Source organism: Streptomyces sp. NPDC043908 (assembly GCF_056435525.1).
The window spans coordinates 394,847-417,229 of the sequence record NZ_JBWKEI010000003.1 but is presented as its reverse complement, the minus strand read 5'-3'; the positions used below and the strand labels follow the sequence as shown (position 1 = coordinate 417,229).

Genomic DNA, 22,383 nt, shown 5'->3' with positions numbered 1-22,383 from the left:
CCGTCGCCGTCAGGACACCGGACGGGGAGGGCCGAGGCGGACGGGGCCCACCCCCGGGGACAGGTGCACGAGCGAGACGGGACCCGGCTCGGGAAGGCCGGCGGCACCGGTCAGCGTCTGGCGCAGCTCCGTGAGCGTCCCGCGCCGCAGCGTCCAGGGTTCATGGTGCACCGGGGTGAGCCACAACCGGCCCGCGCGCCGGGAGAAGGCGCCCCACCGCGAGGTGAGCCACTCGTCGAGCGGGGAGAGCTCCCCGACGGGCTCGTCCGCACCGATGCGCAGCCGGTACCCGACGCCCCGCGCGCCCCGGCGGCGACCGGTGTAGAGCGTGTCGGCGCCCTGTTCCCGCACCGACAGCGTCGCGAGCCGGTAGGGCACGCCGATCGCCCGCGCCGCCAGCATGTGGGGGGCGGTGACGTCGAGGGAGAAGAACCACAGCCCGCTGCGCCCGTCCGGCAGCCGTACGTACGTCCGCAGGTTGGTCTCGGGGAAGGCGGCGGGAGGCAGCGGCACGACCCCGAGGCCGCGCACGGACGCCATCGTGAACGGCGTCAGACTGACCCAGGCCCGGTCCTCGAAGCGGTCCACGAGCAGTCCGGGCGGCAGCAGGCGCTGGACGGCCTCGGCCTCGTACCGCCAGTGCGCCATCGCGAGCCGCTCCCACCGCATGGTCAACACCGGGAAGGCGACCGGCTCGGGAACACGCGGGGGCGGCGCAGTCGTCAACACTTCTCCAAGCTCGCGAACTGGTCCAGGGGACGCAATCAGACGGAATCCGGCCGCCAGGGGCCCCTTGACCTCAGCCCTCCGGTCAGGGGCCCCATGCTCCGCTTCACCGCCCCTCACCACCGGCAGCGACACGGCCGCTGTCGCCGAACGGGCGGTTCAGCCGTCCTTGCCCATGGCCTTGCGGACGGCGTCCTTGGTGCGGTCCATCAACGCGGCGACGGGCCCCAGGGCCAGGTTGGCCGCGCGTGACTCCACCCCGGGGTGGGGCCGGGTGGGCGCCAGGGCCTCGGCGGCCTTGACCGCCTTGGCCATCGCGGCCAGCTGGGTGACGTCGGTGCTGCGGCGGAGGTGGGTGAACTCGTAGCGCTCCTCCGCGCGTGCGTGTTCCTGGACGTCCTTGCGCAGCTTCAGGAGCTGCGGCATGAACTTCGGGTCGTCGGTGTCGTAGTCGTCCAGGGCCGACAGCACCTCCTTGGCCGCCTTCTCCTCGGCGAGCCGGTCCTCCACGATCTGCTTGCCGCCGACGATCGCTCCCCGGAGGAAGGGGTGGACGACCTCCTCCTCCGCCGTCTCGTGCACCGCGAGCAGACGCACCAGGCGGCGGAACGCCTCGCGGCGCTCTTCTCCCTTGCCGGCCTCGACCTCGTCGAACAGATTGCGAATGTCGCCGTGCTGACGCATCAGCAACGACACCACGTCGGTGTCGGGTGCGTGGTCGTCTCCCGCGTGCGGGGTGGTGAGCTCACTCATCCGCGGTGCCTCACTTCTCGCGCTGGGAGGGGTCGGGGTGCTCGCCCTCGGTCTGGAGGCGGTACTCGCGGCCGAACATCGCGTCGTGCTCGACCATGACGCGATCGCTCGGGGGCGCCTCCCCGCCGTGGACGCGCTCCTGCATCTGCTCGAACCGCTCGTGGGCCTCGCGCACATATCCCGCGCCCAGCGTCGTCAGGTCCATCTGGGTGTCCAGCAGCTCACGCAGATAGGCCTTGTTCGGCTCGAAGGTCAGCACGTTCGGCAGCTCGGGTGCCAGCACCGACTCAGGTTCGCGGCCGTCGTGCCGCCGCATCAGGTCGCAGGCGATGTGCAGATGCTCCAGCTCCATGTTGAGATGCAGCTCCCAGATCGCCTTGACCCGGGGGTCGCTCTCCTGCTCCATGAACGAGTAGTAGAGGTAGCACTCGTTGTACTCGTGGTTGACCAACTGCTCCCACCACGTCTCGCCCGGGTCGACCAGCGACTCGTAGTGCGTGACGTGCTCCTCCTCGATGAGCCCGATCTCCTGGTAGAGCTGCCGCGCGATCGGCTCCATGTAGGTGGGGCCGGTGTTCATGTAGAAGTTCATCGTCTGCTGCTCCGCGGACATGATCGTCAGCGCGTGCAGCTTCGACAGCGGGTTCGTCTCGTCCTTGACGTAGGGGTCGCGGACGTTGTCGTACGGGTCGCGGTGGTGGAACCGCGTCGGCCTGCCGGGCATGACCTCGGTCAGCCCGTCCACGATCGACTCCGCCTTGCGGTGCTCGATCATCTCGTACAGGTTGGCGTACCGGTAGAGATGGTCGAAGTCCTCCAGCACACCGAACTGGTACGCCTGGCGCAGATACGGGTCGGGCTCCATCCGCGCCACCCACGCCGTCAGGTCGACCGCCACCTGCTCGTAGGCGATGGTCGTCTCCAGCACCGAGGACACGCCCGGCAGCAGCCAGTTGACGACCTTCTGCTGCTGCGCCTCGATGTAGCGGGTCCCGGCCAGCTGCCGCTTCACCTCCGGGTCCACCGTGTTGCGGGCCAGTTGGTGGCTGAACATGATCGCCTCGACCTCGATGCCGTTCATGGTGATGATGCGGCAGCGGGTGTACGGGTCGCAGTGGTCGGGGTCGATCGGCTTGACGTCCAGCTCACGCCAACTGCGTAGCTGACGGTCCAGCGGGATGCCGCGGTGTTCGAGCGGGTTGAAAGTCATGCGGGTCCTCCTCCTGTGGGGCGAGTGGGCGAAGTACCCCCGCGGCCGCGCTTCATGTCCGCCCGGGGCGGGAGTCGGCGCGGACTCCCGGCAACGGCGTGTTTCCACCCCTCACTCGGTGGGCTCCGGGCCGGCCGGGTGCCGGACGGCGTCGTCGTCGTCGATGATGTCGCGCCCGGTGTGGCGCGCCGGGTCCAGGGCGGTGATCTCCGGATGGTGCAGGTCGAAGGCGGGGGACTCGGAGCGGACCCGGGGCAGGGTGGAGAAGTTGTGCCGCGGCGGCGGACAGGAGGTGGCCCACTCCAGGGACCGGCCGAATCCCCACGGGTCGTCCATCGTGACGCGCGGCGCGTATTTCGCCGTCTTCCACACGTTGTAGAAGAACGGCAGCGTGGAGGCGCCGAGCAGGAACGCGCCGATCGAGGAGAGCGTGTTGAGCGCGGTGAAGCCGTCGGCGGCCAGATAGTCGGCGTAGCGGCGTGGCATTCCTTCCGCGCCGAGCCAGTGCTGCACGAGGAAGGTGAGGTGGAATCCGACGAACAGGGTCCAGAAGTGAATCTTCCCGAGCCGTTCGTCGAGGAGTTTGCCCGTGAACTTCGGCCACCAGAAATAGAAACCGGCGAAGGTGGCGAAGACGACCGTGCCGAAGACCACGTAGTGGAAATGGGCCACGACGAAGTACGAGTCGGTGACGTGGAAGTCCATCGGCGGGGAGGCCAGGATGATGCCGGTGAGGCCGCCGAAGAGGAACGTGACGAGGAATCCGATGGACCACAGCATCGGTGTCTCGAACGACAGCGATCCGTTCCACATGGTGCCGATCCAGTTGAAGAACTTCACTCCGGTGGGCACGGCGATCAGGAAGGTCATGAAGGAGAAGAACGGCAGAAGTACGGCCTGGGTGGCGAACATGTGGTGGGCCCACACGGTCACGGACAGCCCGGCGATCGAGACGGTGGCGCCGACCAGTCCGATGTATCCGAAAATGGGTTTGCGGGAGAACACCGGGATGATCTCGGTGATGATGCCGAAGAACGGCAGCGCGATGATGTAGACCTCCGGATGCCCGAAGAACCAGAACAGGTGCTGCCACAGGACGGCACCACCGTTCTCCGCGTTGAACACCTGCGCGCCGAAACGCCGGTCGGCCTCCAGCACCAGGAGCGCCGCCGCGAGCACGGGGAAGGCGAACAGGACCAGCACCGACGTCAGCAGGACGTTCCAGGTGAAGATCGGCATCCGGAACATGGTCATCCCGGGCATACGCATACAGATGATGGTCGTCACGAAGTTGACCGACCCGAGGATCGTCCCGAATCCGGAGAGCGCCAGACCCATGATCCACATATCGCCGCCCACGAACGGGGTGCGCTCACCGCCGCTGAGCGGCGTATAGGCGGTCCAGCCGAAGTCGGCGGCTCCCTCCGAGGTGAGCAGGCTGCCCACGACGATCAGCCCGCCGAAAAGAAACAGCCAGAACGCGAGCATGTTCAGCCGTGGGAACGCCACATCGGGTGCGCCGATCTGCAAAGGCATGATCGCGTTGGCGAAACCCGCGAAGGTCGGGGTCGCGAAGAAGAGCAGCATGATCGTGCCGTGCAGGGTGAACACCTGGTTGTACTGCTCGCTGGAAACGATCTGCAGGCCGGGGCGGGCCAGCTCCGCGCGCAGCACCAGCGCCATGACCCCGCCGATCAGGAAGAACCCGAACGACGCGATCAGATAGAGATGACCGATCTTCTTGTGGTCCGTGGTGGTCAGCCACGAAACCAGCACCTGTCCGCGCGTACGGCCCTTGACCGGGACCGGCGCGACGGACTCGGTTGAAGTCCCCATGGATGCTTCCTTCGGTCGGATCTGCCGCCTGGGTGCTTTGGCGCAGGCGTCAGTACCCACCGAGACGGGTCTTACGCCCGGCCTACAGGTGTACTACGGAAAGTGACCGAAACGAAGACTTCGCCCCACGGACAACTCGGTTGGCCCTCACCCGTGCGCATACCGTGCGGGTCACCTTCAGGAGGGGCGCGTGTGGGGAATCGAACCGGGTACACGGCATGTGCGCGTGTCACATGGCCCGCGTTTTCACGATCGAGTTGCCCACCGGGCGGAAGTAGGCGGCGTTCGATGGGAAAAATCGAGGGTCTGCGGTCCCACAGCGGCCATCTGGGTGCTCTGGCGGCGTGGGGCGGATACACAGCCGGCTGGGCCGTCCTGCTGCGGCGCCGGGGACGGCCGCTGCCGGTCTCCCCCGAGCCCTGGGATGTCCTGCTCACCGCGGCGGCGACGTTCCGGCTCAGCCGACTGATCGGGAAGGCGACGGTCACCCGTCCGCTGCGCGCTCCCTTCACCGAGGTGGACGGGGCCGGGGCGCCCGGCGAGCTGAACGAGACCCCGAGCGAGGAACCCGGTCGCCAGACCATCGGCGAGCTGCTCAGCTGCCCGTTCTGCCTGAGCGTGTGGATCGTGACCACCTTCACCGGCGCCAAGGGGATCTGGCCCCGGGCCACGCGCACGGTCACCGGGGGTCTGACCGCGCTGGCCGTGGCGGATGCGCTTCAGTTCGCGCACTCGGCCCTGGTCCAGCAGACCGAGGAGTGACCGTCCCCGGCCGTCGGGGACGTGGGGGGACCCCCTAGTTCGCGATGTCGCGGTCCAGGGGTCCCCAACGGCCGGGCAGGTGCCTGATGATGTCCACGGCTTCGGTGACGACGTCGTCGGTGATCCAGGCGAGCGGCTCCACGTCGACGACCAGCGGTTCGTTGTCCGGGCCCCGGCCCACCTCCCGGCCGCGCAGGACCCAGGGCCGGGTGGCCGGGTCCTTCACCGCGGGCAGGTGGCAGTAGTCGTACAGACGTCTGGCGACCCATACGCGAGCGGGGCGCCTCCCCCACCACTCCTCGACACCCAGTGCGCTGGCGGACAGGCCCGGCAGCTGGATACCGGTCAGGTCATCCGTGCTGGAGACGCTGGTGAGGTCCCACTCGGGCCCCCGCGACCAGCGCACGTAGAGGTCCTGCCGGTCGGCCACCAGCGAGGTGACGGCATCCAGGCCGGAGAGGGTGGGCAGAGACACGACGTCCATGGCGAGCGAGCGGGAACGGCGGTTCAGCCGGCGAGCGCGAAGTCGCCCTCGGTACGGGCGCTGCTCATCCGGCGGTGCGCCGCGGCCAGAGCGGCCTCGATGTCGCGGGTCCCCGTGGACACGCACAGGGTGTAGGTGACGTCCTCGATGCGCCGCCCCACCTCGGCCGAAGCCTCCTGCGCATACAGGGTCCGCAGCGTCTCGTACCGCTCGACCAGGTCCTTCAGTACCGCGGGGTGCGCCATCAGCATGGGGGCCTCTCCTTACCAGAGCCACGGAAGGTGTACGGAGGTATGTTCGATGTCACGCATGTGCCCCGGAACGCACGGGGTAACCGTGCGGCAGTCGACACCCGTTTGCACCAACTGCTCGACCTCCTCCACACAGTGCATGGAAGCCCGAATCGCGGCAACCGGACCTGGTGAACACGCCTCGCTCCCCTCCCCCCGCACGGCCCGGCACCGTCGGTCCGGCGATCGCGGAGCTTCCCCAGGTGTTTCACTGGCCGAAGATCCCCTCGTGGAAGGACTCCCTCATGGCCGTCCGTCACCGGCTGGTCCGACGTCCCCCGCAGGCGGTATGGGACGTGCTGTGCGATCCGAGGCTCTACGGCGAGTGGGTGGTGGGGCCCTCCCACTCCACACCGCTCGACGAAACCTGGCCGAAGACCGGGTCGCGGCTCAGCTTCACCCTGAAACTCGGCCCCTGGTCCACCAAGGGCGTGACGGTCGTCCGCCACCAGGAACCGGCCAAGGAGCTGGAGCTGGAGGCGGTGGTCGAGACCCTGGGCACCGCGCGGATCCTGCTCCAGCTGCGGCCCTGGGGCGAGGAGACCCTGGTCGTCTGCGACGAGCACCCCCTGCACGGCCTCGGCGGCACCTTCCACAATCCCGTGGTCGAAGCGGTGCTCCAGCTCCGCCACCGGGGCATGCTGGGCCGTCTTGCCGCGCTCGTCGAGAAGAACCACGCCCCCGCACGCCATGCCTGACGCCGTGGTGATCGGCGCCGGCCCCAACGGGCTGGTGGCCGCCAACCTGCTGGTCGACGCCGGGTGGAGCGTGGAGGTCCTGGAGGCGCAGAGCGAGCCGGGCGGCGCGGTCCGCAGCGACCGAGGTGTCCACCCCGACTACGTCTCGGACCTCTTCAGCGCCTTCTATCCCCTGGCGGCCGCCTCCCCGGTGCTCGCCCGCCTCGACCTCGCCGCCGAGGGCCTGCGCTGGAGCCACGCACCGCGCGTCCTGGCCCACCCCCTCGGCGACGGCCGGTGTGCCGTGCTGGAGCGGCGTGCGCAGGACACCTGCGCCGGTCTGGCGGAGTTCGCCGCGGAGGACGCGGACGCCTGGCGGGACATGTACGCGATGTGGCGCCGGGTGGGGCCCGATCTCGTACGGACCCTGTTCACGCCGTTCCCGCCGGTCCGTTCCGGGCTGCGGCTGGCCGCGCGGCTGCGGGGACCCGGCGGTCTGCGGCTCGCCCGCAACCTCGCTCTTCCCGTACGCAGGCTGGGAGAGGAGGAGTTCCGGGGCGAGGGCGGCCGGCTGCTGCTGGCGGGGAACGCCCTGCACGCGGATCTGGGGCCGGAGGCCGCGGGGAGCGGCGGGTTCGGCTGGCTGATGTCGATGCTGGCGCAGAGCCACGGCTTCCCCGTGCCCGTCGGAGGGGCCGGAGCCCTCACCGGGGCGCTCGTACGCCGTCTGCGGCGCCGCGGTGGTGTGCTGCGCTGCGGGGAGCGCGTGGAGACCGTCGTGGTGCGCGGCGGGACGGCGGTGGGCGTCAGGACGGCCGCCGGGGAGACGATCGGCGTGCGCCGGGCGGTGCTGGCCGACGTCTCGGCGCCGGCGCTGTACCGGGATCTGGTGGGCGAGGAGCACCTGCCGTCCCGGCTGCTGCGGGACCTGGAGCGCTTCCAGTGGGACTTCGCGACCTTCAAGGTCGACTGGGCGCTGTCCGGGCCGGTGCCCTGGACGGCGCCGCAGGCCGCCGGGGCCGGGACGGTCCACCTCAGCGACGGCGTCGACGCCCTGACGCGGTTCGCCTGTCAGCTCGCGGTCGGACAGGTGCCGGACGAACCCTTCGCCCTGTTCGGCCAGATGACCACGGCGGACCCCACCCGCTCCCCCGCGGGCACGGAGTCGGCGTGGGCCTACACCCACCTCCCGCAGCACATCACCGGCGACGCCGGGCCCGACGGCATCACCGGCCGCTGGGACGCCCACGAGCAGGAAGCCATGGCGGACCGGATCGAAGCCCAGGTGGAACGCTTCGCCCCCGGTTTCCGCTCCCTCGTCCGCGCCCGCCGGATCCTGGCGCCCCCCACGCTCCAGGCCATGAACGAGAACCTCCACAACGGAGCCATCAACAACGGCACCACCGCCCTGCACCAGCAGGCCATCTTCCGGCCGGTACCCGGAACCGGCCGCCCGGAGACGCCCGTCAAGCGGCTGTACCTCGCCTCCGCGGCCGCCCATCCCGGCGGCGGAGTGCATGGTGCCCCGGGCGCGAACGCGGCGCGTGCCGCGTTGCGGCCCGAGGCTCTGCGCACTCTGCTCCATCGCGCGCAGCTTCTGTGAACCACCCGCCACGGCGCGGTGCCCGGAGCACGTCCTAGAGCCAGCCGGCGCGCACGCTGGTGGCGGACGGGCCCGTGCCGGTGGGCGGGCGGCCGAGTTCGCCGGACCACACGCGCTCCAGGAGCCGGCGGACGGTGTCCGTGATCTCGGGTGCCGCCGTGCGCAGGGCGTCCGCGTCGGCCGCGGGGATGAAGTCAAAGGCGATGCCGGTCTCCTTCAACAGGGCCGGCAGGTCGGTGAGTTTGCCGGTCAGCCACGCCAGCGGGTCGCGGGTCAGCTCCTCGACGAAGACCCGGGGTCCGGGGTCCCAGTCGGTGAAGCCGGGGTGGTGGTGCGTGCGGTCGAAGGTGTGCGGGGCGGCGTGCGCGTCCTGGAGGAGGTCCACCCGCCACAGGGGGCGGCCGACGGTGATGGGGCGTGCGGCGTAGAGGGATCCGGGCGGCTCGCCGCCCTCGAGGACGCGCAGTTCCAGCCGGACCCCGCGCTCGGGGGACTCCTGCCCCGGCAGCGGTTCGGGATCGACGAAGTACAGGTCGCCCACGACGACGCCGAGCCGCTCGAAGCCGAATGCGTACAACATGTCAACCGACCCCCATGAGTGGCTGCCCGACACCTGCGTCCGTGCACTGCCGAGCCTAGGGCGCTTCCGGCGGCGTCAACAACGCCGGAGTCAGCCGCGTTCCGGGCATGGAAGCTCTTCCGATTCTTCGACTATTCTCATAATCCAACTAGTCGGGGTGCTGGGGAGGGACCATGCCGGACGTCCAGGCCGTGTGGCTGCGCGCGTCGTTGCCGCTGTGCCTGCTCGGCGTGCTGGCCACCGAGGGCGAGAGCTACGGCTACGCGCTCATCCAGCGCCTCGGTGAGGCCGGGCTCGGGGGCCTCAAGGCGGCCACCCTCTACCCGGCTCTCGGCAGGCTGGAGGAAGAGGGGGCGGTCGAGGTGCGATGGAGTGCGGGAGACGGCGGGCCGGGGCGGAAGTACTACCGCCTCACCCCCGCCGGACACACCCGGCTCGCCCAGGAGTACCGGTCCTGGCGCGCCCTGGACGACGTGGTGAGCGCGCTGGCCGGGGGCCGCTCTCCCGCACCGACGGCACCCGTGAACCAGGAGGGTGAGCGCCGATGACGCGCGGTACCGGGCAACGGCAGGTCTGGACGCGTCAGGACGACGAGCGGTGGGCGGCGCAGTTCGAGCTCGCGCTGATCGGCCGCCACAACCCGCCGCGCGGGCTGGCGGACGAGGTGCTCGCCGAGGTGCGGGAGATCGCGGAGGAGGCGGACCGTCCCGTACGGGACGTGGTCGGTGAGCCGGACGCGTACGCCGACACGGTCGCGGCGGAGCGCATCAGCGAGACGCGGCGCAGCGCCGACGGCCTGGACGGGTTCGCGCCGGGCGGCCGGTTCACGGCCGGGCTGATCATGGCGGCCGTTCAGACGGTGCTGTTCGGCATCCTGCTCTGGGTGAGCGACGGGTTCTGGCTCACCGCGGGGTGGCCCGAACTGGCGGGCGGGACGCTGCTTGCGGTGCTGTCCGTGGTGGTGTCCGGGGTGCTGCCCGAGCTGCGGGCCGCCGCGCGGCCGCGGGCCTGGCGCGTCGCGCTGGCCGCCGTCTGCGTCCTCGTCGTGACGGCCGCCACCCTGTTCACCTCGGTCCCCTCCGAGCCGCTGGCCGAGGTGCCCGCGCCCGCGTTGCTCGGCGTCGGGGCCCTGCTGGCCGTCGCGGGTTTCCAGCTCTCCGACGAACGGGCCGCGCGCTGGTTCCTCGGGCGGCGCGCGGCGGCCGAGCCGGTCGACGACAAGGCCTGGCTGGCGCGTCTGGAGACGCTGCTCCGAGGGCGGCACGGCTACCGGCCCGCCGCGGCGGCCCGCTGCCGGGAGGAGGCCCGGGACCATCTGCGGGCGTCCGGCGGCAGCGCGGCCGACGAGTTCGGACCGGTCGAGGTCTACGCGCTGCGGATGGCCGACACCTCGGGGCGCGCGGGACGCGCGGCGCGCGCCCGGCTGATCCCGACCCTGGCCATGTGCGCGCTGAGCGCCGGGTGGGTGTACGACCTGCTCGCCCACCCGGAGCCCGGCTCGGTGTGGTTCTGGCTCAAGGCCGCCCTGGTGCTGCCGGCCCTGTGGATGTACGCCTCGGCGCTGCTCCAGATCCGTACGGCTCTGCGCGACCGGTCCGCGTAGGGGCGACGACGGCGAGAGACAGGCCCGGCTGCGTAACCACCCATCGCGGTCACGCACAGCTACCATCAGCTACGCCAGGTAGCCACCTGTCACTCCCCGTACCCGCACCCCGGACAGGACCCGTATGAGACCCCCCACCCCACGCCGCGCCGCGTCCCGCTTCCTCACCGGGCTCGCCCTCTGCGGATCGCTCCTGCTCGGCGCCGTCCCGAACGCCGCGCCCGCGGCGGCCGCGACCGACACCCCGCCCGGCGCGGCACTCCAGGGGAGACCGGCCACGTACCCCGAAAAGGTGCGCGAGCGGGCCGACTTCCTTCAGTCGCGTAACTACCGCGAGTTCCCCACCTACGCCCGGCACCACGAGAGGCCCTTCGACTGGCGCACCGACGGCTGCTCGCCCCCCACCCCCCGCCTGTGGGCGCAGGTCTTCCACGACGCGTGCGTCATCCACGACTTCGGCTACCGCAACTACGGCGGACAGGGGCTGCGTCTGGACCCCACCGAAGGCCGGCGCAGGCACGTCGACGACCGCTTCTACGAGGAGATGCTCCGGATCTGCGTCGACCACCCGGACGCTCTCGCCAACTGCACCGGCACGGCACGGCTGATGTACCAGGTCGTACGGCAGTACGGAGGCCCCGCGTTCTACGGTGCGTAGGCGGGTTGAGGGGGCTGCGGTCCGCGACCGGCTCCCGCGAAGAGGTCACGTCACCCGGCCCGGGGCGGGACCTCGGCCAGGACCCGGCGGGCGGCGGCTTCCCAGGTGACCGCCGCGGCGAGGCGATCGCGTACGCCATGCATCCTCTCGAACGCCTCGTCACGGCCGGTCAGGCACTTCTCGATCCGCGCCGCCCATTCCCGGCTGTCCTCCTCGAAGTCGCCGGTGACGGGAACGATCACGTGGTCGGCGTCGGCGCCGAGTTGCTCGCGCAGGAGCTGCGCGAGTCCGCTCTGGTCGCTGACGAGCACCGGTACGCCCCGCAGGATGGCCTCCTGTCCGACCAGGCCGAAGGCCTCGGAGCGGGACGGCATCACCACCAGTCCGGCGCGCAGCATGTCGGACTCCAGTTTGCGCGGGTCGGCGGAGTAGGGGCGTACCACCACGCGCAGGCCGGGGCAGCCCGACCAGTCCCGGATGAGCTGCTGCTGTTCGTCGGCCTTCTCCGGCGGCGCGCCGCGCACGAGCAGTTCGATGGGCTCCCCCGCCGTCCTGGACCGCAGTTCGTGCACCATCCCGCAGGCCCGGGCGGCGAGGTCGACGCCCTTGAGCCGGACGTCCTCGGTACGGCCGACGAACAGCACCTTGCGCAGCCCGTCCGGCGGGGGCCTGCGGCGGGCGAAGGCCGTCGACGGCGCGCCGGGCCGTCCGGTGGACAGGGGCGAGTCGAAGCCCGGGTCCAGGCGCAGCGGTTCGGGCACTCCGGCGTCCCACAGCTCGTTGATGAAACGGCGTTGCAGAGCGGGGCCGACCGTGACCACCCGGTGGGCCGTCGCCCCCAGCTCGCGCTCGATCTCGGTGCGCTCCTCCGCCTGCCGGGCGCGGTCGACGCCGTCACCCAGCTTGTGCCATTCGATCTCGTCCGGAGCCATGTGGACGAAGTGCAGCCTGCGGGCGTGCGGGAAGAAGTCCTCCGTGAGGTGGGCGGCAGCCGGTCCGGTGATGCGGGCGTGGCCGATGACCAGGTCGGGCAGGACGCCGTGCGGGAGGGCGACCCGACGGGTGAGCCGGCCGTACTCCGGGGCCCCCGGCGCGCCCGGGTGGGTGAGCAGGGTGACGCCCTTCTCCTTGGCGTCGGTCACCTCCGAGGCGTCGGCGTCCAGCACGATGCAGAAGACCTGGGCGCCGGCCGTCGCCATCGCCACGCACAAATGCCGGTTGAAGGTGCTCAGGCCTCCGCGCCCCGAGGACCACTCGGTGGCGACGACCAGGACGTGGGGCCGCTCCGACAGGACCTGCGCGGCGGCGAGTTCACCGGCGTCCACCGGGTCGAAGTCGAAGGCGTCGTCCTCGGCCACGCGGGCATCGATGTACACGTCCCCATCGGTCTCGCGGGCGTCGGTGCCCACGTCCTCGTCCGTGCTCATGCCCTCGTCGGCGGCGTCGTCGACGCCCAGGTCCTCGTCCGCCGTCGTCTCGGGCCGGGTGCCGGCGCCCAGGTCCTGGTCCTCGGCCGTCGGGGCCGCCGGGTTGTCGGCGCCGCTGTCCGCGAGCGCGCGCAGCAGCGGCCCGGGCACCGCGTGGCGCAGGTAGGTGCTGTCCAGCACCAGTTCGCCGAGGATCCGGCCCGCCGCCGCGTGGGCGGCGAGGTGTTCGAGGATGTACGGGTCCGCCGCGGCCCAGTCGCGCCGCCCGTCGGCCGTGCGCGGCACCAGGCTGACCAGTCCCCGGGTCATGCGCCGGTGCTGGTCCCGCTCGTCGGCGGAGGCCCGCAGGTACTCGATGAGCGCGACGTGGAAGAGCCGGTGGGCCGGGGTGCCGTCGGGCCGGGTGCCGGTGACCACGAGGTCGGCCGCCCGGTCGCGGAACCGGCGAAGCTCCTCGGGCGCGCACACCTCGCCGGTGAGGGCCTCCACAAGGGGCGCCCACAGTCCGTACGGAAGGCCCGTTCCCTGCGCGTAGGCGAGCGGCGCCAGCAGGCGCCGCGTGCGGGCCTCGTCGGGGCCGAGCCGCTGGAGCAGCCTCCGGAACAGCGCGGCGAGGTCCCCCGCGTCCGGCGGTACGGTCTCGGCCGTCAGCGCACCCGCCGCCAGCAGGTGCAGCATCAGGAAGGAGTGCTCCACCTCGCGGGTGACGTTCTCCCCGAGCTCCGCGAGGACCTCCCCGGCCCGGCCGGGGTCCCGGGCCAGGCGGTGGGCGACCTGGTGCAGGGCGTCCTCGTCGCGGTACTGGGGCGAGTCGAGGTCGAGGACCTCGACGTCCTCGCCCAGGGACGCGAGGCGTTCCGCGCGGGTCGCGACGAGGAGCCGCACCGCGGGTACGCGCCCGAGCCCGCGCACGAAGTGGGCGAGGGCGTCGTCGTACGAGGACGGCGCGATCTCGTCGAGTCCGTCGAGGACGATGACGACGGGGTCGGTCCGCGCACGCAGCGCCTCCAGTACGTCCCCCGCGCCCGCCCCCGAACGCCGGCCCAGGGCAGTGGACAACTGGTCGCAGAGAGACCGTAGCCCGCTGACACCGTGGCCGCTGAGCGGAATGACGGCCAGCCCCGGCGGCGGCAGCGTCTCGGGCGCGGTGTTCATCCTGGCCGGGCTGTCGGGGTCGGTCAGCGCCAGGAAGCGTCCGAGCAGGGCGGACTTGCCGGCGCCCGGCGCCCCGAGGACCACCAGCGGGGGCACCGCGGCGCCGGGCGCCGCCCGCACCCAGGAGGCGATCCGCGCCAGGGCTTCGGTCCGCCCCACGAAGAAGTCACCGGGTTCGGCGGCGTGCGCGACGCCACGGCCGCGCGGCTCGAAGTGGTCGCGGTACTTGTGCCGCAGCCGGGCCACACCTACGGGATCGAGGGCGTCGCGCGGCAGATCCGGTACGTAGTGGGGGTTCGGGAAGAGGGAGTCCGCTCCCCCGGTCCCGTATCCGGCGTATCGGGGTTCCCCGCCCGACATCCCCTGGGACACGAGGTGGTGGCGCGTGTCTTCGAATACTTGGGTGACGGGGAGGTAGCGCTGCCGCACCCCGACGTTCGCGTGGGTGAGCGCGTACGTCCAGGAGGCCGCCAGGGACCCGGAGCCGTCGGCGGCGTCCCGCCGGTGCGACACCCAGTGGTAGGTGAGGTACGGAAGCCGCGCGTGGAGATGCGGCATGGACCATCCGGCCGCGGCGGGGTCACCCTCCGGCGCCGTGCACACGTCGAAAACGGTCAGGGCGCTTCCCACACCGCTCTCGGCGACCAGGGCGGTGAGGTCGTCGGCGGTCGACGCCGTGAACACGGACCCCGGTTCGCTGTCCGACGCGAGCAGACGCAGACGTTGGCCGTCCCCGGCGCCGTGGCCGTTGAAGTACAGGACCAGCGCGTCGTCCGGTCCCAGCCGGGCCTCTCGCGTCCAGCGCGCCAGGCCGGACCACAGCTGCTGGGTGGTGGGCGAGGTTCCCAGTCCGGAGAGGACACGCTCGTACCCGAAGTCCGCGAGCACGTCGGCCACATGCTCCGCGTCCGCCGCGGCACGCGGAAGGTCCGGCAGACGGGGTGACCGGTAGTGGGCGACGCCGATGGCCAGCAGGTAGCGGCGCCCCGTGTCCGTGCCCCGGGGGCCCGCTTCGCCTCGACTCACGTCCGATCCCCTCGCTCCGGCCAACGGGCGATGCGGATCCGACCCTAAGGCAAACAGGTTGGCCGCCGGGGCACTTCACCGGGAACTCGTCCGGTGCGGGCGGTCCTCCCGTCAGAGGACGTCGTAGGTCAGATGGGTCGCGGTCGATGTGGCGATCGCGCTCCGCCGCACCAGGGAGCGCGGCGTTCCCCCGGTGAACAGGGGCGTCCCGGCCCCCAGCACGACGGGGGCGAGATGGAGCGACAGGACGTCGACCAGGCCGGCCTCCAGCGCCGAGGCGATCGTGGCTCGGGTCATCGGAGAACACCCAGAGAGAGGTGCAGGGCCTCGCCGCCGGTGCCCAGACCGTTGTCCGGGCCGGGGTCGGGGCCGGTGACGAAGCCGCCGAGGGAGACCGAGATGTCAGCGATGATGCGCGTCATACCGGGTAGACCCGGGCCGCCGCCGGAACTCATCGCTTCCGGGGCGCGGGGCGACGAGGACTTCGGACTCGGCACCCGGGATCGGCCCGCGAGCACGGGCTCGGCGGGCCGCCCCAGTGGCCGTCAGGCGTGTGACGCGCCGTCGGCCGACGCGGACAGCAGGCACTCCGCCTGAGCCAGGGCCGTGGGATCCTCGAAGAGACGGTTGAGGAGCGCGCCCTCCAGCTCCGCCGCCTCGAACTCGTCGAGGCCGCGCTCCTCCAGCAGCCTGCCGATGGCCTGGAGCGCGAGCAGCGAGTAGCCGCCGAGCTCGAAGAAGTCGCTGCGGCGGACGTCGATGGTTTCCGCGTCGATCTGGAGGAGTTCGGCCCAGATCCGGCGGACCGACTCGGCCTCCCGGACCGCCGCGGCTTCGGATGTCAGGGGCGCTTCGCCGTTCCGCGCGGTCGCGGCGGCCGGGGATGCGGTGGTGCGGGCGGTCGATTCTGTGGACACGTCTCCCCCAGGGGGTCGGATGGGTCTGTGCGGGCCGGGGCCGCCGCCCTCGCGGGCCGGCGGTGCCGGTGTGAGGACCGCAACCGGTGGGCGGCCCTCGAAGGGGACTGGTTGGAGCAGAGGGACTTCCGCGCGCTACGGGGCGCGCGCTCGCGCTGCGTTTCTCCTCGTCGCCGGTTTCGCCGCCGGTCTCCTCGCCGGTCGCATTCACACCACCGTTTCCGGTCGGTCCGCGAAGGTCTCCAGCAGGGCCCGGAACGCCGCGGTGTGGCGGTGCGCGGTCGTCTCGTCGTACAGCGCGAGGTCGTAGGCGAGGTCGACGGTGTGGCCGCCGTGCCGGTCCTCCTCGACCATGACGGTGACGTCGAACTTGGCGCAGGGCACAGCGACCTCCACGGGTGTCACGCCCAGGCCGTGCAGGCGCGGGGCGGGGGCGGACGCGCCACCCTGGCAGAACACCATCTGGAACACCGGGTTGTGCCGGGCATCGCGCGGCGGGCCCAGATGCGCCACGATGTGCTCGAACGGGACGTCCTGTGCGGCCACCGCGCCCAGGACCGTCTCGCGCACCCGCCGGACGAGATCGCGGAAGGTCGTGCCCTCGGGCACCCGTGTGCGCAGCGGAACGGTGTGGGTGAACAGACCGATCAGGTCGGTGGTGTCCGGGCTGTCGCGGCCCGCCAGCAGCGTTCCCACCACGATGTCCCGGGTACCGGAGCCGCGGTGGACGAGCGCGGTGAAGGCGGCGAGAAGCACCATGAACGGGGTCGCTCCCTCCTCCGCGGCCAGCTCCCGCAGGCGCGCCGCCGAGGCGGCCGGGACCGTGAACGGGCAGCGCACGGTGCCCTGCCGGCCCGTGGGCCGCCCGACCGGCAGCCGGGTGACGGGCGGAGCGCCCTCCAACTGCCGCTCCCAGTAGGCCCGCTGCTCGCGCGTCCGGTGCTCGGCGTCCGGATCACCGACGGCCGGACGCGGCGGGCGTTGCGGCTGGGACGGCAGGGTCGGCAGCGCCGCGGGGACTCCGGTCGCGGCCTCGTCGTGGAAGGCGGCCAGGTCCCGGAAGAGCACGTCCATCGACCAGCCGTCGAAGACGATGTGGTGCAGGACCAGCACCAGGACGTGGTCGTCGGCGGCGACCTTCAGCAGGTGGGCGCGGATCAGGGGGCCGCGCCGCAGATCGAAGGGCTCCACCGCCAACTCCTGCAACACACCTTCCAGTTCGCTTGCGGAGCTGCCGCTCATGTCCCGGTCGGCGAGGGGGAACGTCTCGGCCGTGGCGGGCGGCGCCACCCGCTGCACCGGTTGGCCCGCCGCCGTGCCGATGGTGGTGCGCAGGGCGGCGTGCCGTTCCACCGTCCGCCGCAGTGCCCGCACGAGGTGGTCGGCGTCGAGTGGGCCCCGCAGCCGCAGCGCCACCGGCTCGTGGTACGCGGCGCTCGCCGGGTCCCGGCGGTGGTGCAGCCACATGCGCCACTGCGCCGACGACAGCGGCGCCTCCTCGCCCTCGTCCGCCGCCCCCACCGCCTCGTCCGCGCGAGTGCCGCGACGCAGGCGCGCGATCACCTCGGCCATGGCCCGTACGGTCGGCGCGTCGAACACGGTCCGCTGCCGTACGTCCGCCCCCAGGACCTCCCGCAGCCGGGCCGCCAGACGGGTGGCGGTGAGGGAGTCGCCGCCCCGGTCGAAGAGGCTGTCGTCGACGCCGACCGACGGTACGTCGAGGACCCACGCCCAGAGCGCGGCGAGGGCCGCCTCCAGCGCGGTGCGCGGCGTGCCGTCGGGCGACGGGGCCCGGTCACCGTCCCAGGGCATGGCCCGCAGCGCCTGGCGGTCCACCTTGCCGTGGGGCGTACGGGGCAGTTCGGGCAGGGCCGTCAGGCGGGCGGGGACGAGCGCGGGCGGGAGCGTCGCACGCAGATGGGCGCGCAGTCCGGGCTCGTCGCGCTCCTTGTGCCACACCACGCACGCGCACAGCTGGTCGTCCCCGCGCGCGGTGGTGCGGGCCAGCACGGCGCTCTCGGTGACGCCCGGGTAGCGGCCGATCACCGTCTCGATCTCGCCCGGCTCGATGCGTACGCCCCGCAGGGTGATCTGGTGGTCGACGCGCCCCAGGAACTCGAGGTTGCCGTCGGCGCGCTGCCGGGCGAGGTCGCCCGTACGGTACATGCGCGCGTCGGGCCGGTCGGTGAACGGGTCGGGCAGGAAGCGCTCGGCGGTGAGCGCGGGCTGCCCCACATAGCCGCGCGCCAGGGTGTCTCCCGCGAGGTGCAGCTCGCCGGACTCGCCCGGGGCGACCGGTCGGCCCTCCGGGTCGAGGATGTGGACGCGTACGCCGGGCAGCGGTGTGCCGATGGGCAGGCGCGGCCAGGTCCGCAACTCGTCCGGGGAGACGTCGGGTTCGTACAGGATCTGGGAGACCGTGCCCTCGGTGGCGCCGTACTCGTGCACCAGACGCACCCCGGTGGCCAGCCAGTCCGCTGCCCGGTCGGGGGCGGCCTGCTCGCTGCCCACCACGAGCAGCCGCAGCGAGGCGGGCGGGCGCAGGGTGCCGTCCCGGCTCAGTTCGCGCAGCCACTCGTACCACAGGGTGGGGGTGAGCTGGAGGACGGTGACGGCGTACCTGTCCACGGCGGCGAGCAGTCCCGCGCTGTCGGCGAGGGTGTCGTCGGGGTCCATGACGAGGCAGGCTCCGGCGGCCCAGGTGGAGAACATCTCCTCGGCGGCCACGGAGAACCCGGGGGAGGCGAACTGCAGGACGCGGTCCTCGGGGCCGAGGTCCAGTCGGCGGCCGATCCGCACGGCGAGGTTGGCGAGCGGCCCGTGTTCGAGGCCCACGGGTTTGGGCCGGCCGGTGGAGCCCGAGGTGTACGCGACCCACGCGAGGCGGCGCGCGGGGGACGGGTGAGGGGGCGTCCCGGCGCCGGCGGGCGGCCGTGGCGCGGTGTCCCGTGGCGGACGGATGCCCGGCTCCGGCGGGGCCGGGGGGCGCTGCTCGGCTCGCGCGGCCGGGTCGGTGTCTTCCGAGTCCACGTACAGGACGGTCGCCGGGTGCGGGCCCAGGCCCGGCGCCAGCGCGCGCCGGCTCAGGACCAGCGGGGCGCCCGCGTCGCGTACGGCCTGCGCCAGCCGGGTGGGCGGATGGGCGGGGTCCAGCGGGACGCAGGCACCCCCCGCCTTGAGCACCGCGAGGCAGGCCACCGCGAGTGCGGGCGAACGCGTCAGGTGCACGCCCACCGGGACCTCGGGGCCCACTCCGTGGTGGCGCAGACGGCGGGCGAGTTGCTCGGCCTGCCGGTCCAGTCGCGCGTAGCTGAGGCGTTCGGTCCCGTACAGCACGGCGTCGGCGTCCGGGGTGCGCGCCGCCCGCTCCTCGACGAGACGGTGTACGGCACGGGTGAGCGGATCGGGGGCGGGCGGAGGAGCGGGTGGGAGGAGGGGGTGGGTGGTCATGGGACGAGCACCACCTTGATGGCTTCGCCCGCGTCGAACAGCCGGAACCCCTCGGGGGCTTCGGCGAGCGGCAGGCGGTGGGTGATGACGAAGGAGGGGTCGAGGCGGTCGTGGCGGACGAGTTCCATCAGCGGCTCGCGGGTGGCGATGGGGTCGCCGACGGCGAACCGCAGGGTCACCTCCTTGGCGAAGGCGGTGACCGTCGGCAGGGGCGTGGCCGTGGACGCGTGGGCGCCGACGGCGCACACCACCCCGCGCGGCCGCACGATCTCCAGGGCGCTCAGCAGGGCGGCGTCCGTGCCGACCGCCTCCAGCACGGCGTCGGCGCCGCGTCCCCGGGTCAGCTCGCGGACCTGCTGCGGGAGGTCGTCGCCGGGGGCCAGGGTCCGGGCGCCGCGTTCGGCGGCCGCCTTGCGGCGGGCGGCGACGGGGTCGACGGCGAGGACGCGGGCGGCGCCCAGCAGCCGGGCGGCCTCGGCGGCCAGCAGGCCGACCGCCCCGCACCCGATCACCGCGACGGTGTCGCCGGGCCTGACCTCGCCGCCGAGGGCGCAGGCGTACCCGGTGGCCAGTGCGTCGCCGATGAGCAGCGCGCGCTCGTCGCCGACGTCGTCGGGGATCGGGTGGAGGACCGTGTCGGCGAAGGGGACGCGGACGGACTCGGCGTGGCCGCCCGCGACCGGGTGCTCGCCCACGACCGTGTCGTAGCCGAACAGGCCCACCCGCTCGCACTGGTAGTGCGCGCCCTGCCGGCACCACCAGCAGCGGCCGCAGGCGATGATGTCCGAGGCGAGGACCCGCTGGCCCACCCGCAGACCGCGCACCTCGGGGCCGACGGCCTCCACGACTCCGGTGAACTCGTGGCCGGTGACGGTGCCCGGGGTGAAGGAGGCGATCTCGCCCCGGTAGGGATGCAGGTCGGTGCCGCAGATCGCGCTGGTGACGACCCGTACCACCGCGTCGTCCGGGGCCTCGACGCGCGGGGGCGGCACGTCGTCGGCGAGGACCACCCGGTGGGGGCCGTGCCACTGCAAAGCCCTCATACGGGCGTCTCCTTCGCGTCGTCGGGGCGGACGGACCCGGCCGTGCGGCGGGTGCCCGCCGGGCGGGTGGCCTCCTCCAGCTCCCGGCGCAGCGCGTCGAGCAGATGGCGGACCGCCTCGCGGGTGTACCGGGCCGGGTTGTAGATCATCAGGGCGCGCAGACCGCCGTCCTCGGTGTAGAAGCCGAGATCGAGGTCGAAGGGTGAATAGGGGTCGTGGTTGACCAACGTGGTCTCCAGGCCCGGCAGTTGGGGCATCACCTCGGGGGTGGTCTGGAAGGAGACGCACACGTTGATCACCGGGTGGGGCCCGGGGCGGCGCAGACCCAGCTCCGCCACCAGGCGTTCGAAGGGCAGGTCGCGGTTGAGGTAGGTGCCGAGGAGCGTGTCGCGTACCTGGGGCAGCAGCTCGTGGAACCCGGTGTCCTCGGTGACGCGGGCGCGGATGGGCAGCATGTTGACGAACAGGCCGACGGTCTTCTCGAACTCGGGTCTGCTGCGGAAGCCGCCCCGGGTGCCGACCAGGATGTCGTCCCCCGGCACTTGGCGGCGCAGCACCCGCGTGAAGGCGGTCAGCAGCAGCATGTACAGGGTGACGTGTTCGCGGCGGCCGAGGGCGCGCAGCCCGTCGTAGAGCGGCTGCGGGAAGACCTCCCACTCGGTCGCGCAGGAGGTGTGCGGGACCGGCGCGGTGGTGCGGGCCAGGGCGAGTTCGGGCAGGGGGGTGACACCGGCGAGGGCCCGGCGCCAGTGGGCGACCTGCCGGGTGTACGCGGGGCTCTCCAGCCAGCGCTCCTGCCAGCCGACGAAGTCCGCGTAGTGGGTACGGACGGGCTCCAGGGGTGTCCGCACGCCGGCCACCCGACGGGCGTAGAGCTCTTCCAGCTCGCGCAGGACGACCATCCACCACGACCAGGCGTCGCAGACGAGGTGGTGCAGGGTGAGGCGGAAGACGTGGTCGTGCGGGGCGAGCCGGATCAGCGTGGCCCGCACCAGCGGTCCCGCGGCGAGGTCGATGGGACGGCCGAGCTCGGCGCGCAGGAGCCGTTCGGCGCGCCGGTGGCGCTGGTCGGGGGGCAGGTACGCCAGGTCGATCCTGGCCAGCGGCACCCGCGCGTCGGGGACGACGTACTGGCGGGGTGCCCCGTCCACCACGGTGAAGCGGGTGCGCAGCGCGTCGTGGCGGCGCACCACGTCCTCGACGGCGGCGTGCAGGGCGCGCACGTCCACCTCGCCGGTCAGGCGGAAGGTCATCGGTTCGGCGTACAGGGTGCTCCCGGCGCGCCGTTCCAGGAACCACATGCCCAGTTGGGCGTGGGACAGCGGTCCGGTGGCGGCGGCCACCGTGCGCCGGGTCGCCGCGATCACCGCTGCCTCGTGCCGTGGACGAAGAGCCAGCGCCGTGGCACCTGGCGCAGTCCCAGGTCGCGGAAGACGGTGTGCAGGGCGGCGGTCAGCGCCCGGGAGCCCAGCTCGACGTCCGTCAGTCCGGTGGCGCCCTCGACGAAGACCGAGTAGCCGCACAGGGCCTGCCAGTCCTCCAGGGTCCAGGGGTAGACGTCCTCCTCGGAGGTGACGGAGACGAAGCCCGCTTCGGTCATGAGTGCTTCGTGGTCGGCCGGGGTGAGCGTCTCCAGCGCGACGGGGGCCTCGCGTTCCAGGACGAGGTCGCCGCCGTGGCCGCGCAGCCAGGTGCGGGTGGCGTGCAGCCACGCGGCGTAGAAGCGGCGGCTCTCGGGCAGCACGGCGCCCTCGTAGAACAGGGTGTTCAGGGCGAGCCGGCCGCCGGGCGCGAGCAGATCGTGGCAGCCGCGCAGCACCGAGGGGCGTTCGGCCCGGGGGATCTGGTGCATGACGTTGCTGAGGACCACGGCGTCCACCGGGCCGACGACGGCGCCCACGTCCTGGGCCCGGCCGGTGACGAAGCGGGCCCGGGGGTTGTCGCGCAGCCGTTCCTCGGCCAGGGCGAGTTCATGGGCGGAGGGGTCGATGCCCACGACGGAGCCGAGCTGCGGGAAGCGTTCGAGCAGCAGCTCGGTGGCCCGGCCGGAGCCGCAGCCGACGTCGGCGACGACGCTGCCCGGGGCGCAGGCGCACAGGTCGACGAGCCGCTGGGTCACGTCCCCGTACAGGGGGCGACGTGACATGGCGTCGAATTCGTATCCCTGGATGAAGGCCACCGTC

The 22,383-nt window shown here is 72.7% G+C and carries 19 protein-coding genes and 1 pseudogene; 6 read left to right on the top strand and 14 right to left on the bottom strand.

The window, feature by feature from the left end; genetic code table 11:
• Positions 1 to 9 precede the first annotated feature (9 nt).
• The 4 genes from AC069K_RS09930 to ctaD form a co-directional block, all read right to left on the bottom strand.
• Positions 10 to 729 (bottom strand): YqjF family protein, encoded by a 720-nt coding sequence (locus AC069K_RS09930; RefSeq protein WP_478614118.1) that lies wholly within the window; start codon positions 727 to 729, stop codon positions 10 to 12.
• A 156-nt stretch (positions 730 to 885) separates the two neighbouring features.
• A complete protein-coding gene (locus tag AC069K_RS09925) occupies positions 886 to 1,479 on the bottom strand; it encodes a hemerythrin domain-containing protein (RefSeq protein WP_478614115.1) in 594 nt (197 codons plus the stop codon).
• A gap of 10 nt (positions 1,480 to 1,489) precedes the next feature.
• Entirely contained in the window at positions 1,490 to 2,689 is a 1,200-nt protein-coding gene (locus AC069K_RS09920) for a hypothetical protein (protein WP_478614112.1), read from the bottom strand.
• 111 nt (positions 2,690 to 2,800) lie between these two features.
• A complete protein-coding gene (gene ctaD, locus AC069K_RS09915) occupies positions 2,801 to 4,525 on the bottom strand; it encodes an aa3-type cytochrome oxidase subunit I (RefSeq protein ID WP_365102018.1) in 1,725 nt (574 codons plus the stop codon).
• Positions 4,526 to 4,813: 288 nt separating this feature from the next.
• Between ctaD and AC069K_RS09910 the strand changes: the two genes are divergently transcribed.
• Positions 4,814 to 5,287: a DUF1360 domain-containing protein gene (locus tag AC069K_RS09910; RefSeq protein ID WP_478614108.1), complete on the top strand. Its 474-nt coding sequence runs from the start codon at positions 4,814 to 4,816 to the stop codon at positions 5,285 to 5,287.
• 34 nt (positions 5,288 to 5,321) lie between these two features.
• Here AC069K_RS09910 and AC069K_RS09905 read toward each other — a convergent pair whose 3' ends face one another.
• Both AC069K_RS09905 and AC069K_RS09900 read right to left on the bottom strand, forming a co-directional pair.
• A complete protein-coding gene (locus AC069K_RS09905; RefSeq protein WP_358831615.1) occupies positions 5,322 to 5,771 on the bottom strand; it encodes a DUF6098 family protein in 450 nt (149 codons plus the stop codon).
• A 23-nt stretch (positions 5,772 to 5,794) separates the two neighbouring features.
• On the bottom strand, positions 5,795 to 6,022 hold the full coding sequence (locus AC069K_RS09900; protein WP_365102023.1) for a DUF5133 domain-containing protein: 228 nt from the start codon (positions 6,020 to 6,022) through the stop codon (positions 5,795 to 5,797).
• 284 nt (positions 6,023 to 6,306) lie between these two features.
• Here AC069K_RS09900 and AC069K_RS09895 point away from each other — a divergent pair, with 284 nt between their 5' ends.
• Both AC069K_RS09895 and AC069K_RS09890 read left to right on the top strand, forming a co-directional pair.
• Entirely contained in the window at positions 6,307 to 6,759 is a 453-nt protein-coding gene (locus AC069K_RS09895) for an SRPBCC family protein (protein WP_365102026.1), read from the top strand.
• Positions 6,752 to 8,341: a phytoene desaturase family protein gene (locus tag AC069K_RS09890; protein ID WP_365102028.1), complete on the top strand. Its 1,590-nt coding sequence runs from the start codon at positions 6,752 to 6,754 to the stop codon at positions 8,339 to 8,341. The genes AC069K_RS09895 and AC069K_RS09890 overlap by 8 nt, the downstream gene beginning before the upstream one ends.
• 34 nt (positions 8,342 to 8,375) lie before the next feature.
• Here the strand turns inward: AC069K_RS09890 and AC069K_RS09885 are convergent, their stop codons facing one another.
• Positions 8,376 to 8,921, bottom strand: coding sequence for a hypothetical protein (locus AC069K_RS09885; RefSeq protein WP_478614102.1), 546 nt, complete (start codon positions 8,919 to 8,921; stop codon positions 8,376 to 8,378).
• Positions 8,922 to 9,094: 173 nt separating this feature from the next.
• Here AC069K_RS09885 and AC069K_RS09880 point away from each other — a divergent pair, with 173 nt between their 5' ends.
• From AC069K_RS09880 to AC069K_RS09870, 3 genes are all read left to right on the top strand, one after another.
• On the top strand, positions 9,095 to 9,469 hold the full coding sequence (locus AC069K_RS09880) for a PadR family transcriptional regulator (protein WP_365102033.1): 375 nt from the start codon (positions 9,095 to 9,097) through the stop codon (positions 9,467 to 9,469).
• Positions 9,466 to 10,524: a hypothetical protein gene (locus AC069K_RS09875; protein ID WP_478614098.1), complete on the top strand. Its 1,059-nt coding sequence runs from the start codon at positions 9,466 to 9,468 to the stop codon at positions 10,522 to 10,524. The genes AC069K_RS09880 and AC069K_RS09875 overlap by 4 nt, the downstream gene beginning before the upstream one ends.
• Positions 10,525 to 10,648: 124 nt before the next feature.
• Positions 10,649 to 11,182 (top strand): phospholipase A2, encoded by a 534-nt coding sequence (locus tag AC069K_RS09870; RefSeq protein WP_365102039.1) that lies wholly within the window; start codon positions 10,649 to 10,651, stop codon positions 11,180 to 11,182.
• Positions 11,183 to 11,232: 50 nt separating this feature from the next.
• Here AC069K_RS09870 and AC069K_RS09865 read toward each other — a convergent pair whose 3' ends face one another.
• From AC069K_RS09865 to AC069K_RS09835, 7 genes and pseudogenes are all read right to left on the bottom strand, one after another.
• Entirely contained in the window at positions 11,233 to 14,790 is a 3,558-nt protein-coding gene (locus AC069K_RS09865; RefSeq protein ID WP_478614095.1) for a glycosyltransferase, read from the bottom strand.
• A 111-nt stretch (positions 14,791 to 14,901) separates the two neighbouring features.
• Positions 14,902 to 15,212, bottom strand: a pseudogene (locus tag AC069K_RS09860) (dihydrofolate reductase family protein).
• Between the two features lie 123 nt (positions 15,213 to 15,335).
• Positions 15,336 to 15,707, bottom strand: a complete 372-nt coding sequence (locus tag AC069K_RS09855) for a phosphopantetheine-binding protein (RefSeq protein ID WP_365102044.1) — start codon at positions 15,705 to 15,707, stop codon at positions 15,336 to 15,338.
• A gap of 207 nt (positions 15,708 to 15,914) precedes the next feature.
• Positions 15,915 to 19,157 carry an amino acid adenylation domain-containing protein gene (locus tag AC069K_RS09850; protein ID WP_478614090.1) on the bottom strand — a complete coding sequence of 1,081 codons (3,243 nt, stop codon included), beginning with the start codon at positions 19,155 to 19,157 and terminating at the stop codon, positions 15,915 to 15,917.
• On the bottom strand, positions 19,154 to 20,200 hold the full coding sequence (locus AC069K_RS09845; RefSeq protein WP_365102050.1) for an alcohol dehydrogenase catalytic domain-containing protein: 1,047 nt from the start codon (positions 20,198 to 20,200) through the stop codon (positions 19,154 to 19,156). The genes AC069K_RS09850 and AC069K_RS09845 overlap by 4 nt, the downstream gene beginning before the upstream one ends.
• Entirely contained in the window at positions 20,197 to 21,567 is a 1,371-nt protein-coding gene (locus tag AC069K_RS09840) for a condensation domain-containing protein (RefSeq protein WP_478614086.1), read from the bottom strand. Before AC069K_RS09840 ends, AC069K_RS09845 begins: the two co-directional genes overlap by 4 nt.
• Positions 21,564 to 22,379, bottom strand: coding sequence for a class I SAM-dependent methyltransferase (locus AC069K_RS09835; RefSeq protein ID WP_358831601.1), 816 nt, complete (start codon positions 22,377 to 22,379; stop codon positions 21,564 to 21,566). Before AC069K_RS09835 ends, AC069K_RS09840 begins: the two co-directional genes overlap by 4 nt.
• Positions 22,380 to 22,383: the final 4 nt, after the last annotated feature.